This is a genomic window from Streptomyces sp. NC-S4 (genome assembly GCF_054353315.1).
Genome location: NZ_CM135937.1, coordinates 6,681,247 through 6,693,678, shown reverse-complemented (window position 1 = coordinate 6,693,678; position 12,432 = coordinate 6,681,247). Strand labels below are relative to the sequence as shown.

Here is a 12,432-nt window from a genome sequence, read left to right as displayed (position 1 = left end):
GATTACGCAGCCCCTTCAAGCGAGCGGCCGTTGCCGGTACCGCGGTACTGCTCCCAGGTCCAGACGAGCTGGCGGCGAGCCATGATGCCGACCGCGTGACGGCGGTACTTCGCCGTGCCGCGGACGTCGTCGATCGGGTTGGCCGCGCCGGAGGCGAGGTCACCGAACTGCTTGGCGATCGACGGGGTGATGACCTTGCCGGACTCCCAGAAACCGCCCTCTTCGAGAGCGGCGTTCAGGAACTCCTCGGCGGCCTTCGCCCGGATCGGGGTCGGCGCGGCCGAACCGATGCCGGTGCGGACCGTGCGGGTCTCGGGGTGCAGCGCCAGACCGAACGCGCAGACCGCGATGACCATCGCGTTGCGGGAGCCGACCTTGGAGTACTGCTGGGGGCCGTCCGCCTTCTTGACGTGAACGGTCTTGATGAGCTCGTCGGCGGCCAGCGCGTTGCGCTTCACACCCGTGTAGAACTCGTCGATCGGGATCAGGCGGGAGCCGCGTACGGACTCCACCTCGACCTCGGCGCCCGCCGCGAGCAGCGCGGGGTGGGAGTCACCGGCCGGGGAGGCGCAACCGAGGTTGCCGCCGACACCGCCGCGGTTGCGGATCTGCGGGGACGCGACCGTGTGCGAGGCGAGCGCGAGTCCCGGGAGCTCCGTACGGAGGTTCTCCATGATCTGGGTGTACGGGACGGAGGCGCCCAGGCGGACCACGTCCTCACCGACCTCCCATTCCCGCAGCAGACCGATGCGGTTCAGGTCCAGGAGGTACTCCGGCCGGCGGTGGTCGAAGTTGATCTCGACCATCACGTCGGTGCCACCCGCAATCGGCACAGCTGAGGGGAACTCGGCCTTAGCGGCGAGCGCCTCCTCCCAGCTGGCGGGGCGAAGGAAGTCCATGAGCGGCTCTCTTCTTCTTCATCGTGTCGTTTACTTCAAGCCAGGAGGCCCGAGAGTCCTCGACTGGTCGTTCACGTGCTGTTAACGCGGTGTGGACCCAGTACACAAGCCACTCGCCGCCCGGTGCAGTCACTGAAACCATGAAGGAGTTGGCTGGCGGCCTCCCTCGTCTTGTAGATTCGTATGAAAGGCAGGATGCGACGACCTGCCCGATTTCCAACGGCAACATTCGAGACAGATCGGCGGCGACATCATGCGGCTGCGCGCACTGCTGGAAACCGAAGCGCTGGGGCTGCGGCTGCTCGGCGGCGAGAGTGAACTCGACCGGACGGTCCGCGGGGTCATGACGACCGACCTACGGGATCCCAGCCGATATCTGTCGGGAGGAGAACTCGTCCTGACCGGCCTGGCCTGGAGACGAAATTCAGCCGACTCCGAGCCATTCGTACGAATTCTGGCGAGCGCGGGCGTCGCCGGGCTCGCCGCGGGCGAGGCGGAACTGCAGGCCATTCCCGATGATCTTGTTTCGGCCTGTGTGCGCAACCGGCTGCCGCTGTTCGCCGTGAACGAGGACGTTGCATTCGCCACGATCACCGAGTACGTCGTGCGGCAGGTTTCGGGCGAGCGCGCCGGGGACCTCGCGGCCGTCGTGGACCGGCACCGCCGGCTGATGACCTCGGGTCCGGCCGGCGGCGGCCCCGACGTGGTGCTCGATCTACTCACCACCGACCTCGATCTCCGGGCCTGGGTGCTGTCCCCCACCGGCCGGCAGATCGCCGGGGCGGGCGAGCCGCTGGCGCCGGGCGTGTGCGCAGCACTGGCGAGCGAGCACCTTGCGGCGGTCCGGACGGGCCGCAGGGGGCCGCATCGGATCTCCATCCAGGGTATTACCTACTCGCTCTTCCCGATCAGGGGACACGGGCGCGGAGCAGCCGGTCCGGGGGCCCGGGACGTGCGCGAGACCGTGCTCTCGGACTGGCTGCTGGCCGTGGAGGCGGACGCGGGCGACTGGCCCGCCGAGCGCCTCGACCTGCTGCAGGGCGTCACCCAGCTGATCGCCGTGGAGCGGGACCGGCGCGACGCGGCCCGCACCGTGCGCCGCCGCCTCGCCCAGGAGGTCCTCGAACTGGTCCAGACGGGTGCCCCGCCCGCGGAGATCGCGGCCCGTCTGCGGGTCGCGGCCCCGGTGCTGCTGCCCGGACTGGGCGCGGCCCCGCACTGGCAGGTCGTCGTGGCCCGGGTGGACTGGGAGGGCGGGGACATCCCCGGCGGCCCGGTGGCCCAGTCGCTGCTGGAGGAGATCCTCGTCGACCCGTCCGTCTCGGGGCCCGAGCCCTCGGACCGGATCGCCGTGGCCCACTCGGGTGACGAGGCCATCGCCCTGGTGCCGCTGCCCTCGCTCTCCGGGGACGCCGGGGAGGACAAGGGCCCGGACTCCGCCCTGCACGCCGACGAGCTGCTCTCGGTCGTCCGGGACCCCCTGGCGGCCGGTCTGGCCGACGACGGGCGGCTCACGCTGGGCGTCAGCGCGGCCGTGCACTCCGCCGAGGGGCTGCGCGGGGCGCTGGAGGAGGCCCGGCACGCCCGCCGGGTGGCCGCGGCGCGCCCGGGCCGGGTCTGCGCGGCCGGCCACCACGAGCTGGCCTCGCACGTGCTGCTGCTGCCGTTCGTCCCGGACGACGTCCGCCGCGCCTTCACGGCCCGGCTGCTGGACCCGCTGCGGGACTACGACCGGCGCCACCGCGCGGAGCTCATCCCGACGCTGGAGGCCTTCCTGGACTGCGACGGATCCTGGACCCGCTGCGCGACGCGGTTGCACCTGCACGTCAACACGCTGCGCTACCGCGTCGGGCGAATCGAGCAGTTGACGGGGCGGGACCTGTCCCGGCTGGAGGACAAGCTCGACTTCTTCCTGGCACTGCGGATGAGCTGAGCGGATCCGCCCCGCGGCCGCCCGGGTTCGGCCGCGGGGCGGCTGATGATCCGTCCGGACTTTGTGAAAAAGTTCACCCAACCCCTTGGCCGGGGCCGCGAATCCGTGCTCTCATTTCGCCCCAGGGCTCAACGATGTGCTGCTTGCTTGCTTTGGGGAGGGCAATGTGGCGGACACCGCCATGTCGGGTGCCGGAACAAGCGGAGGAGACGACCCCCTCCAGCGGGCGATATGGCGGCTGCGCTCGCGCGGCTGTTGGACGGATGCGGCCGCGCTGCTGACGCCGCACATCGGCAAGGCCGGCAGTGCCGGGGCGGCCGTGCAGCGGACCGCGCTGCTGGTGGAGCGGTGCCTGTTCACCGGGCAGGGCTGGGCCGAGGCCGAGGACGCGCTGCGGACCGCCGAGGCGGTGTCCCAGGACGACGACGACCGGGGCGCGGCCGCGTGCGAACGGGGCCAGCTGGCGTACGCCGCCACCGTGCTCGGCGTACGCGACCGGGCCGACGAGGCCCGCTCCGCACTGGGCCGGGCGGCCGCCCTGCTGTCCCCGGAGTCCCGGACCCGGCCGCTGCTGGACTTCCGGCGCGGGCTCGTCGCCGAGCACCTGGCGGACGCCCCGCAGTCGGCCCGGCCGGCCTACCACCGGGCCCACGCGGGGGCGGAGGCGCACGGGGACACCCTGCTGCTGTCCTTCACCTGGCGTCACCTGGCCGCGCTGGCCCTGCGGGACGGGGAGGTCGCCGAGGCCCGCAAGGGCTTCGCGGAGTCCCTGCGCATCCGGGAGGACCTGGGCTTCCTGATCGGCACGGCCCCGGCGCTTGCCGCCCTGGCCGAGGCCGAACCGGAACCGGAGGCCAGCCGGCTCCGCGCGGAGGCCCGCCGCCTGTTCCACCTGCTGGGCGGCATCCCCACCTGGCTGGCGGACCAGCTCCACCCGACCCCGTCGCCTGCGACGTAGCCTCCGGTACCTGCACGGCGCCCCGTCGCCCGCAGCGTGGCTTCCGGTACCCGCACGGCGCTCCGCGGCCGCGCCTCGAACGCCGGCGGGGCTGGGAGTGGCGCGGGGTTCGGGGCGGAGGTCCGGTCAGGCGGGGGAGCCCGCGAAGTGTTCGCGGACCAGCGACTCCACCACCTGGAGGTCCCGCGCGATCAGCGCCTCCAGCAGCGCCGAGTGCTCCGCCGCATCGGCGACGAGATCGGCCCGCCGGACCCGCGGAGCGCCCGGCAGGGGCCACTGGGCCCGGCGGTGGAGCTCCTCCGCCACCTGCACCAGCTGGTCGTTGCCGGCCAGCCGCAGCACCGCCCGGTGGAAGTCCCGGTCCGCCTGCGCGTACCCCGGCAGGTCACCGGCCGCAGCCGCCTCCGCCGTGGCGGCGGCGGCCGGACGCAGGGCCTCCCAGGCGGCCGCCGGAACCGTGCGGGCCAGCCGGAGCATCACGGGGACCTCGAGCAGCGCCCGCACCTCGGCCAGCTCGGCGAGCGCCTTCGGGGTGCGGGAGAGCACGCGGAAGCCCCGGTTGGGCAGGCATTCCACCGCCCCTTCCACGGCCAGCTGCTGCATCGCCTCGCGCACGGGGGTCGCGGAGACCCCGAAGCGCTCCCCCAGGGCCGGGCCCGAGTAGATCTCCCCCGGTACCAGCTCTCCGTCGATCAGGGCCGCGCGGAGCGCGTCGAGCACCTGTCCGCGCACCGAATGGCGCAACACCTTCTGCCTTTGTGCCGGTACCCGGGCCTGGGCCGTTTCGTGCACGCGGTCCTCCTCCGGGTCTCGGCCTGTCCTGAGAATAAGTGACGGCGCGCGCGGGGAGGGGTGCAGATCGATCCGAATCAGATAAGGTAAGGCTAACCTGTTAACGATCGTGTGATTCTGTGATTCGGTGGCCTGCCATGACCGTCACGACCTTCCCGGCTGTCACATCCGCCCCGCCCGGCTCTGCGGTGACGGATGCTTTCGCCAGGCTGGCCGAGGCGTACGGCGGGCTGCGGGTGGTCGAGCGAGCCGCTGACGAACCCCTCCCTCGCGGTGCGGGATGGGTCGGCGCGGACGAGCTCGCGGCCGGCGGACCGGCCCTGGACGCCTTCCTCGCCTGGGACGACGCCCAGGTCCTGAGGGACTACGGCACCCAGGCCCGCCCCGATGTGATCGCGGGCTTCGGGCTGCACCGGTACGCGTGGCCGGCCTGCCTGCTGATCACCCTTCCGTGGTTCCTGCACCGGCGGGTCCCCCGCTTCCCGGTCTCCGAGGTGGCCTTCCACCGGACGCTGGGCCGCATGAGCGTGCGGGTCGGGGAGTTCGCCTGCCTGCCGGACGACCCGGCGGCCGCGCTCCCCGGGGCCCGTGTCGTGCCCGACGAGGAGGCACTGCGCGACGAGGTGCGGGCTGCGGTGGCCCAGCACCTCGGACCGCTGCTGGAAGGATTCGGCCCGCGCATGCGGCGCGGCCGACGCGCCCTGTGGGGCATGGCGACCGACGAGGTCGTCGAGGGCCTCTGGTACATCGGCAACCTGCTCGGCGAGGAACGGCGGGCCATGGCCGAGCTGGAGGCGCTCCTGCCGGGGTCCACCGCCCCGTACTCCGGGGGCGCGGGGTTCCGTACGCTCACCGGCCCCGCCGGCGAGGAGCTGCCCACCCGGGACCGGGCCGGCTGCTGCTTCTTCTACACCATCCGCCCCGAGGACACCTGTGTCACCTGCCCCCGGACCTGCGACGCCGACCGGATCGCCCGCCTCGCGGCTGCCGCTGCCTGAACCCACCCCGTACGACTGACCATAATCGAACGCAACTCGGCCCACACGAGCGCCAGTTCGAGCTACAACACCCTATCCGGCGTGCCCCGCCCCCCGATGGCGTCCACTTGCCCCGAAACCCGCGTGCACCGCTCACCGGCTGCGCCACTATGGCGCCCGGAAAGCCGTACAGCCGCATGGCCGCACACGCGAGGCGAGGGACATCCGCATGAGACTGACCGACATATCGCTGGACTGGCTGCTGCCCGGCAGCCTGCTGATCCTGGGCGTGCTTGCGGCAGTTGCGGTACTGGCCCGTGGCAAGCGCGAGAGCGAGAAGGCCGCGGCCGACGACAGCTGGGAGCGCAGCGAGGAACGGCGACGGCGCAAGGAAGCCGTCTACGGGACCGCTTCGTACGTCCTGCTCTTCTGCTGCGCGGCGGTCGCCGCCGCGCTCTCCTTCCACGGCCTGGTCGGCTTCGGCCGGCAGAACCTCAACCTCACCGGAGGATGGGAGTACCTGGTCCCCTTCGGCCTGGACGGCGCCGCGATGTTCTGCTCGGTGCTGGCCGTGCGCGAGGCCAGCCACGGCGACGCGGCCCTCGGCTCGCGCATGCTCGTCTGGCTGTTCGCGGGCGCGGCCGCGTGGTTCAACTGGGTGCACGCCCCGCGGGGGCTGGGCCACGACGGGGCCCCGCAGTTCTTCGCGGGCATGTCGCTCTCGGCGGCCGTGCTCTTCGACCGCGCCCTCAAGCAGACCCGCCGGGCGGCGCTGCGCGAACAGGGCCTGATCCCCAGGCCGTTGCCCCAGATCCGGATGGTCCGCTGGCTGCGGGCCCCCCGGGAGACCTTCGGGGCCTGGTCGCTCATGCTGCTGGAGGGGGTGCGCACGCTCGACGAGGCCGTGGACGAGGTGCGCGAGGACAAGAAGGAGCGGGAGGCGGACCGGCACCGCAGGCGCGACCAGAACCGGCTGGACCGGGCGCGCATCAAGGCGCTGGGCCGGCAGAACCGGGCGTTCGGGCGGTCGCGCGGACGTCAGGTCGAGCTCCCGGAACTGACGCAGGGAGCGGGCTCCGCGCCGGTCGGCGCGGAGCCGGCCATACCGGAATCAGGACAACTGCCCCTGCGACGCCGGCCCTCCCTCCAGGCCGTCAACCGAACCGAATCCCTTGAGGTGACCGGCACCCGGACGGTGGACCTCACCGCCGAGGACGACACCCAGACCATTCCCCGGCTGGACTCCCTGGAGCGCAAACTGAAGGACCTGGAGCAGCAGTTCGGCTGACCCGGTCCGCTCGTACGGGGAATCCCCGCGGGGCCCGCCCACTCGGGCGGGCCCTCCGTCGTACGGCCTAAGGCACGTCGCGCCGTCCGTCGAGCTCGAACCACACCACTTTGCCGCTGCCCAGGGCGAGCGCGTCGACGCCCCAGTCGTCGGCGAGGGCCTGCACCAGCACGAGCCCCCGGCCGTGCGTACCGTCGTCGGCGGTCGGTACGTACGGCCGGGGCCGGCGTGCGGCGTAGTCCCGGACCTCCACCCGTAACCGGGTGGCGGCGAGACTCGCGTGCACCTCCGCGCCGCGGTCGGTGTGGACGAGCGCGTTGGTGACGAGCTCGGTGATCAGCAGCTCGGCCACCTCGGCGGCATCGGTATGGCACCGGTGGCGCATCAACTCCCTCAGGGCCCGTCGGACTTCGCCGATCGCCTTGAGGTCGGCCCGGCGTACGCTCCGGGTGATCCGCAACGTGTCCACCGCTTCCCCGTCCCCGTCGGCGGACGGCTCGCGCGGCACCGGCCTCCCTCTCCCCCACAGCTTCCCGGTCTTCGCCCCCACCCGCACGGCGATGTCCCTCCCGTGTCCTTGCTCTCGAACAGGTCTACGGGATGCATGCCCCCCGGGCGGTTCCGCACTCCTGCGGGCTCAGGGGCGGGGCGTGTCGGGGAGGCCGGATCGAGCCATCCGGGTCGCGCGGCCAACCACCCCTTTGCATACGATCTTGCTGGCGGACCGTGCGAATCCGGCCACGCTTTCGGTACCGGCCTTCGGAGGAATCCACAAGGCGGCCGGGGCGGTGACCACTTCGGCCCGAACGGGTCCCCGATGCCGGGAGGCGCCCTCCAAAGCCCCTGTGAGCTGCTCGGCCTCCGCCACGCCACCCTCGTACGCGCCCGCCGCGCGCACCGAGGCGGCGACATCGGGGCTCCGGTCGGCCGCCCCGCAGGAGAGCAGGCCGGAAACCGGCACCTGCCACTCGTCCTTTTCGCGGGGTGAGTTGTCGAAGAGGACCATTTTGAAGGGCGGGGTCGTACTGCACGAGGGGGAGGAAATCTCCCCTCGGCATCGAGGAACCACCGTCGCCGGCCATCGGCACCGCTTGACGGCCCCGACCGGTGGACCGTGCGCCGCTCGCCGCTCGCCCGTTCGGGAAGGGAAAGATAGCGCGCCGGCCGCCTCTTGCCCATGCCGGTGCGGACCGGGAACAGGGCCCTCAGGCGGTGCGCCGCGCCCGGTGACGGCGGACCGCGTGCCGTGCCGGCCCGCTCCGGCTCGCCGGTAGCCTGCGGCCCCATGACGCGTGTTCGGATCCTGCCGGTGCTGTTCGGGTTCTGCGGAACGGCCGTTGCGGCCGGCCTGGTCGTGAGCGGGAGCCCCGGCACGGCCGCGGCGTTCCTGCTGGTGTTCCTGCTGCTGGCCGGCCTGCACTCGCCGCTGGTGTTCCCCCGGTCGATCGGTGCGCAGGAGGCGCAGCGCCGCAGCGCGGCCGACGGCCGACCGGTCGTCTTCTGGCGGCCGGGCTGCAAGTACTGCATACGGCTGCGCGTCCGGCTGGGCCGCAGCGCCCACCGGCTGCACTGGGTCGACATCTGGCGCGACCCCGCGGCAGCCGCGGTGGTGAGGGCGGCCAACGACGGGAGCGAGACCGTGCCGACCGTCCTCGTGGCGGGCCGGCCGCACACGAACCCCGATCCCGAGTGGGTGCGCGGACAGCTCCCGCCTTCCGCGTGATCGGGAGCCGGGCGTGCCGCCCCGGTCACGCCTCCCAGACGGCGGCGGCCGTGCGGTCGTCGGCGTAGCCCTTGACGCGGAGTTGGGTGTCGGCGAGGAAGGCCGCGAGGCCCGGCGGCTCCTGAGCGGCCCAGCGGGTGGCGAGTTCCGCCGGGAGCGCGGCCTCCTCCCGCATCGGTACCGCCAGGCCCCCGGAGCACAGGAGCAGGGTGTCCCCCGGCCGGGCCACGGTCGCGCGGAACCGGAAACCGCCGTCCGTGTCCTCGGACGACCCGGCGGGTTCGAGGTCCTGCCACTGGCCCGAGCGGAGCCGGAACAGGCCGCCCGCGCCCGCGCCGAAGCACACCCGGGTGCGGCACTGCGGGTCCACCGGGAGCAGCAGCCCGCGCAGTCCGGCGGTGTACGCCGGTTCCTCGAGGCCCAGCTCGGCGGCGCGGGCCCGCAGTCGCCCGTAGCCCCGGTCGGTGAGCCGGTGCAGGCCCGAGCGCAGGGCGTCGCGGCGGCCGGCCCGGATGTCGTCGGCGAGCCGCTCCTGGCTGCGCCCCACGGCGGACGCGACGGTGCGGCACAGTTCGGCGGCGGCCTCGGCGGCCCCGGGGGCGGCCCGGTCGCCGCCCGCGAGGGCCACCAGGACCAGTGCGTCGTCGCCGCTGCCGAAGCGGGCGGTGAGCAGGAAGTCGCGGCGGGCCTCGCCGCGGTAGCGGGCGGAGTCCCCGCGCAGCGAGGCCGCGCGCAGGGTGTAGCCGCCGTAGCGGGCCCCCTCCAGGACGGTGTCCGGGGTCAGTTCCTCCACGGCGGCCGGGTCGGCGGGCGGGAGGGCGCCCGGCTCGGCGGCGTAGGTGGGGGCGCGGTCGCCCAGGTGGGAGACCTCGGGCCGGACGGCCTCCGGTCCGGCCGCCACCGGTCCGGTCCCGGTCCCGGGCTCGGGTCCGGGCTCGGGTCCGGGTCCTGGGCCGGTGGCGGCCGGCGCCGGCCGCGGCTGCTGCGGGTCCGGGTCCGGATCGAACCAGGCGTCCGGGCTGGGCGAGTCCGGATGCCGCACCGGAAGCTCGGACCCGCGCACCGGTGGTACGTCGACGCCCCCGAGCGCGTACCCCGTGGCGTCGCCCGCCCGGGGATCCCGCGGCGCCGGGAGGTCGGGCAGGGTCGGGGTCGGCGCCGGCTCCGCCTGCCGGGGGCCGGGCAGCAGCGGCTCGGGGGCACGCGGGGGTTCGGGCGGAGCCGGGTCCGGCGCGAGGTCCGGTGCCGGGCCCGTGGCGGGGGCCGCGCCCGGTGCCGGGGCCGATACCGGGGCCGGGGCCGGGTCCGTCGTCACGCCCGCCGCCGAGCGGAACCGCTTGTCCAGGGTGTCCCCCGGGTCGGGTTCCGCTCCCGCGTCCGGGCCCTCGTAGAGCTTCTGCCACCAGTCGTCCGCGCCCTGCTGACTCATGGCTTCATTCTCGGCCCCCCACGGGGACCGAAAACGCCGAATGCACGAAAAGGGTCCGCCGGACCGCCGTCCGCCGGACCCCTCCCGTTCCACCCGTACGGATCAGCGGACGCCGTACGTCCGAACGACCGTCCGGGTGACCGTGGCGCCCTTCGCGCCGGTCGGTTCGGCCTTCAGCGACACGGGTTTCTTGGAGGCTCCGGCATGGTCGACGACCGCGCTCCGCCGTCCTGGCCGCCCCGAGTGCCGTGCGCGATATCGGACGCATCGCTCTCCCCAGGTGAATTCCGGCCAACTGCTGGATCGCACGGCGAAAGCGCCGCGTAAGTGGCTTCTGACCGGCGGATGTTGGTGCTGCGGTGGCGTCACCTTGGCAGAGTGGCGTCGGGTGCGGCGATGATGGCCGCGGCGGGTTCGCGCCGTGGCCGCTTCCCGCCGGGCGCGTGTCGAAAGGTGGGTGGACGGGTTGCTGGGTGCCATAGGCCTGGACGAGGGCCAGGAGTCGGCGTACCGCGCGCTGGTCGCGCTGGGGGCCGCGGAGGTACCCGACCTCGCGCACCGGCTGACGCTGCCGGTGCCGCACACCGAACGGGCCTTGCGCCATCTGGAGCGGCACGGCCTGGCGGCGCAGTCCTCGGCCCGGCCCGGGCGCTGGGTGGCGGCCCCGCCGGGGGTGGCCCTCGGGGCGCTGCTGACCCAGCAGCGGCACGAGCTGGAGCAGGCGGAGCTGGCGGCGGCGCTGCTGGCCGAGGAGTACCGGGCGGAGGCGACCGAACCGGCCGTGCACGACCTCGTGGAGGTGGTGCAGGGTGCGAGCGCGGTGGCGCACCGCTTCCACCAGATCCAGCTGGGCGCGGAGAAGGAGGTCTGCGCCCTGGTCACCGGCCGGCCGCAGGTGGTACCGGGGACGGACAACGAGGCGGAGGACCGGGCCGCCGTACGCGGGGTCGGCTACCGGGTGGTCATCGAGCGGGAGGTACTGACCCTGCCGGGCGGGATCCGGGAGGCGTCGACGGCGCTGGCGCGCGGCGAGCGGATCCGGGTGACGGCCGAGGTACCGACGAAACTGGTGATCGCGGACGGGACGCTGGCCATGGTCCCGCTGACGGCCCGCGGTGCGGAGCCGGCGGCGCTGGTGGTGCACGCGTCGGGGCTGCTGGAATCCCTGACCGGCCTGTTCGAGGCGGTGTGGCGGGAGTCGCTGCCGCTGCGGCTGGGGGCGGCCGGTTCGGCGGAGGAGGCCGGAGGCAGCCCCGACGCCACGGACCTGGAGATCCTCTCGCTGCTCCTGGCGGGCATGACGGACGCGAGCGTGGCGAAGCACCTGGAGCTGGGGCTGCGGACGGTGCAGCGGCGGGTCAAGGGCCTGATGGAGCTGTCCGGGGTGACGACGCGGCTGCAGTTGGGCTGGCACGCGTACGAACGGGGCTGGGTGGCCCGATAGCCCCTGGTCGGTCAGGCTGAGCGCATGGATCTGCCTCAGCTGCTGCTGGTGGGGCTGGTGCTGCTGCTCGGGGTGGTCGGAGTACTGATCCCGGGTGTGCCGGGCACCTGGCTGGTGTGGGCGGGGCTGCTGTGGTGGGCGCTGCACGTGCGCTCGGCGTCGGCGTGGACCCTGCTGGTCGCGGCGACGGCCCTGCTGCTGGTGGTCCAGGTGGTGAAGTGGCTGCTGCCGCCGCGTCGGGTGCGGGGGCTGGGCATCACCTCCCGGATGGTGGTGTTCGCGGGGGCCGGGGCGCTCCTCGGCTTCGTCCTGGTGCCGGTGGTGGGCGCGGTTCCGGGCTTCGTGGGCGGCATCTACCTGTGCGAACGGCTCCGCCTGGGCACCCACGGCGAGGCCTGGGCGTCGACGCGGGCGGTGATGCGGGCGGTGGGGACGAGCGTGCTGGTGGAGCTGTTCGCGTGCCTGATGGTGGTGGGGGCGTGGGTGGGGGCGGTACTGGCGCAGTAGCCACCTGGGGGCGGGCGGTTCGGGAAGCCCGGGGTGCGGCCCGCCGAACCGGGGGTTACGCTCTCAGCCCCTGACTCGACCGGTCGTGGAGGCGCCATGGGTACGTCCGCTCCGGGCACGCCGGCCGACGCCGGCGAGCCGGCCTGCCTGCTGCACCTGGTCTGCGAGGCGTGCGGACGCCTGGACACCCCGGGCGAGGCGCACGGCTGTACCCGGTGCGGCACCCCGCTCCCCGACGGGGACCCGGCGGCCGGGTAGCCCGTTCAGTTGATCGGCTGGCCGCCGCTGGTGCCGCCGACGCAGACCCACGAGCCTTGGGCCGATTCGTACTCCACCGATCCGCCCCCGTCGATGCACGTCTGCCCGTCGACGCCGTGCACGGCGGCTTGCGCTGCGGGGGCGACGGCACCGAGAGCGACCAGTAGCGCGGCGGCGATGAACCCGAGAAGTCGTGTACGCATCAGGACCTCCGACAAGGACGA

General features: G+C 73.8%; 13 protein-coding genes. 8 read left to right on the top strand and 5 right to left on the bottom strand.

Going from position 1 to position 12,432, the window contains the following annotated elements; all coding sequences use genetic code 11:
• Nucleotides 1-2: 2 nt before the first annotated feature.
• A complete protein-coding gene (locus tag ACXNSR_RS30140) occupies nucleotides 3-899 on the bottom strand; it encodes an FAD binding domain-containing protein (protein WP_030715117.1) in 897 nt (298 codons plus the stop codon).
• 253 nt (nucleotides 900-1,152) lie between these two features.
• Between ACXNSR_RS30140 and ACXNSR_RS30135 the strand changes: the two genes are divergently transcribed.
• Both ACXNSR_RS30135 and ACXNSR_RS30130 read left to right on the top strand, forming a co-directional pair.
• A complete protein-coding gene (locus ACXNSR_RS30135; RefSeq protein ID WP_458638501.1) occupies nucleotides 1,153-2,832 on the top strand; it encodes a PucR family transcriptional regulator in 1,680 nt (559 codons plus the stop codon).
• 166 nt (nucleotides 2,833-2,998) lie between these two features.
• On the top strand, nucleotides 2,999-3,790 hold the full coding sequence (locus ACXNSR_RS30130; RefSeq protein WP_458638500.1) for a hypothetical protein: 792 nt from the start codon (nucleotides 2,999-3,001) through the stop codon (nucleotides 3,788-3,790).
• Between the two features lie 126 nt (nucleotides 3,791-3,916).
• Here the strand turns inward: ACXNSR_RS30130 and ACXNSR_RS30125 are convergent, their stop codons facing one another.
• Nucleotides 3,917-4,582: a GntR family transcriptional regulator gene (locus ACXNSR_RS30125; protein ID WP_458638499.1), complete on the bottom strand. Its 666-nt coding sequence runs from the start codon at nucleotides 4,580-4,582 to the stop codon at nucleotides 3,917-3,919.
• A gap of 137 nt (nucleotides 4,583-4,719) precedes the next feature.
• On the opposite strand from ACXNSR_RS30125, the gene ACXNSR_RS30120 reads away from it, so the two are divergent.
• The gene (locus tag ACXNSR_RS30120) at nucleotides 4,720-5,580 is read left to right on the top strand and encodes a (2Fe-2S)-binding protein (protein WP_458638498.1); all 861 of its coding nucleotides are present in this window, start codon (nucleotides 4,720-4,722) and stop codon (nucleotides 5,578-5,580) included.
• 208 nt (nucleotides 5,581-5,788) lie between these two features.
• A complete protein-coding gene (locus tag ACXNSR_RS30115) occupies nucleotides 5,789-6,847 on the top strand; it encodes a DUF2637 domain-containing protein (RefSeq protein WP_458638497.1) in 1,059 nt (352 codons plus the stop codon).
• A 67-nt stretch (nucleotides 6,848-6,914) separates the two neighbouring features.
• Here ACXNSR_RS30115 and ACXNSR_RS30110 read toward each other — a convergent pair whose 3' ends face one another.
• The gene (locus ACXNSR_RS30110) at nucleotides 6,915-7,355 is read right to left on the bottom strand and encodes an ATP-binding protein (RefSeq protein ID WP_458638496.1); all 441 of its coding nucleotides are present in this window, start codon (nucleotides 7,353-7,355) and stop codon (nucleotides 6,915-6,917) included.
• A gap of 777 nt (nucleotides 7,356-8,132) precedes the next feature.
• Here ACXNSR_RS30110 and ACXNSR_RS30105 point away from each other — a divergent pair.
• A complete protein-coding gene (locus tag ACXNSR_RS30105) occupies nucleotides 8,133-8,570 on the top strand; it encodes a glutaredoxin domain-containing protein (protein ID WP_458638495.1) in 438 nt (145 codons plus the stop codon).
• A 25-nt stretch (nucleotides 8,571-8,595) separates the two neighbouring features.
• Here the strand turns inward: ACXNSR_RS30105 and ACXNSR_RS30100 are convergent, their stop codons facing one another.
• A complete protein-coding gene (locus tag ACXNSR_RS30100; RefSeq protein WP_458638494.1) occupies nucleotides 8,596-9,999 on the bottom strand; it encodes a protein phosphatase 2C domain-containing protein in 1,404 nt (467 codons plus the stop codon).
• Between the two features lie 466 nt (nucleotides 10,000-10,465).
• Here ACXNSR_RS30100 and ACXNSR_RS30095 point away from each other — a divergent pair, with 466 nt between their 5' ends.
• The 3 genes from ACXNSR_RS30095 to ACXNSR_RS30085 all read left to right on the top strand — a co-directional run bounded on the left by ACXNSR_RS30095 (nucleotide 10,466) and on the right by ACXNSR_RS30085 (nucleotide 12,208).
• Nucleotides 10,466-11,443 carry a helix-turn-helix domain-containing protein gene (locus tag ACXNSR_RS30095; RefSeq protein WP_458638493.1) on the top strand — a complete coding sequence of 326 codons (978 nt, stop codon included), beginning with the start codon at nucleotides 10,466-10,468 and terminating at the stop codon, nucleotides 11,441-11,443.
• Nucleotides 11,444-11,467: 24 nt separating this feature from the next.
• A complete protein-coding gene (locus ACXNSR_RS30090) occupies nucleotides 11,468-11,950 on the top strand; it encodes a DUF456 domain-containing protein (RefSeq protein ID WP_458638492.1) in 483 nt (160 codons plus the stop codon).
• A gap of 96 nt (nucleotides 11,951-12,046) precedes the next feature.
• Nucleotides 12,047-12,208 carry a hypothetical protein gene (locus tag ACXNSR_RS30085; protein WP_458638491.1) on the top strand — a complete coding sequence of 54 codons (162 nt, stop codon included), beginning with the start codon at nucleotides 12,047-12,049 and terminating at the stop codon, nucleotides 12,206-12,208.
• Nucleotides 12,209-12,213: 5 nt separating this feature from the next.
• Here ACXNSR_RS30085 and ACXNSR_RS30080 read toward each other — a convergent pair whose 3' ends face one another.
• Nucleotides 12,214-12,411: a hypothetical protein gene (locus tag ACXNSR_RS30080; RefSeq protein WP_458638490.1), complete on the bottom strand. Its 198-nt coding sequence runs from the start codon at nucleotides 12,409-12,411 to the stop codon at nucleotides 12,214-12,216.
• Nucleotides 12,412-12,432 lie beyond the last annotated feature (21 nt).

Coding starts and splice junctions, on each gene's coding strand:
- ACXNSR_RS30115 (WP_458638497.1), top strand. CDS start 5,789: ATGAGACTGACCGACATATCGCTGGACTGGCTGCTGCCCGGCAGCCTG.
- ACXNSR_RS30090 (WP_458638492.1), top strand. CDS start 11,468: ATGGATCTGCCTCAGCTGCTGCTGGTGGGGCTGGTGCTGCTGCTCGGG.
- ACXNSR_RS30120 (WP_458638498.1), top strand. CDS start 4,720: ATGACCGTCACGACCTTCCCGGCTGTCACATCCGCCCCGCCCGGCTCT.
- ACXNSR_RS30080 (WP_458638490.1), bottom strand. CDS start 12,411: ATGCGTACACGACTTCTCGGGTTCATCGCCGCCGCGCTACTGGTCGCT.
- ACXNSR_RS30140 (WP_030715117.1), bottom strand. CDS start 899: ATGGACTTCCTTCGCCCCGCCAGCTGGGAGGAGGCGCTCGCCGCTAAG.
- ACXNSR_RS30105 (WP_458638495.1), top strand. CDS start 8,133: ATGACGCGTGTTCGGATCCTGCCGGTGCTGTTCGGGTTCTGCGGAACG.
- ACXNSR_RS30135 (WP_458638501.1), top strand. CDS start 1,153: ATGCGGCTGCGCGCACTGCTGGAAACCGAAGCGCTGGGGCTGCGGCTG.
- ACXNSR_RS30085 (WP_458638491.1), top strand. CDS start 12,047: ATGGGTACGTCCGCTCCGGGCACGCCGGCCGACGCCGGCGAGCCGGCC.
- ACXNSR_RS30100 (WP_458638494.1), bottom strand. CDS start 9,999: ATGAGTCAGCAGGGCGCGGACGACTGGTGGCAGAAGCTCTACGAGGGC.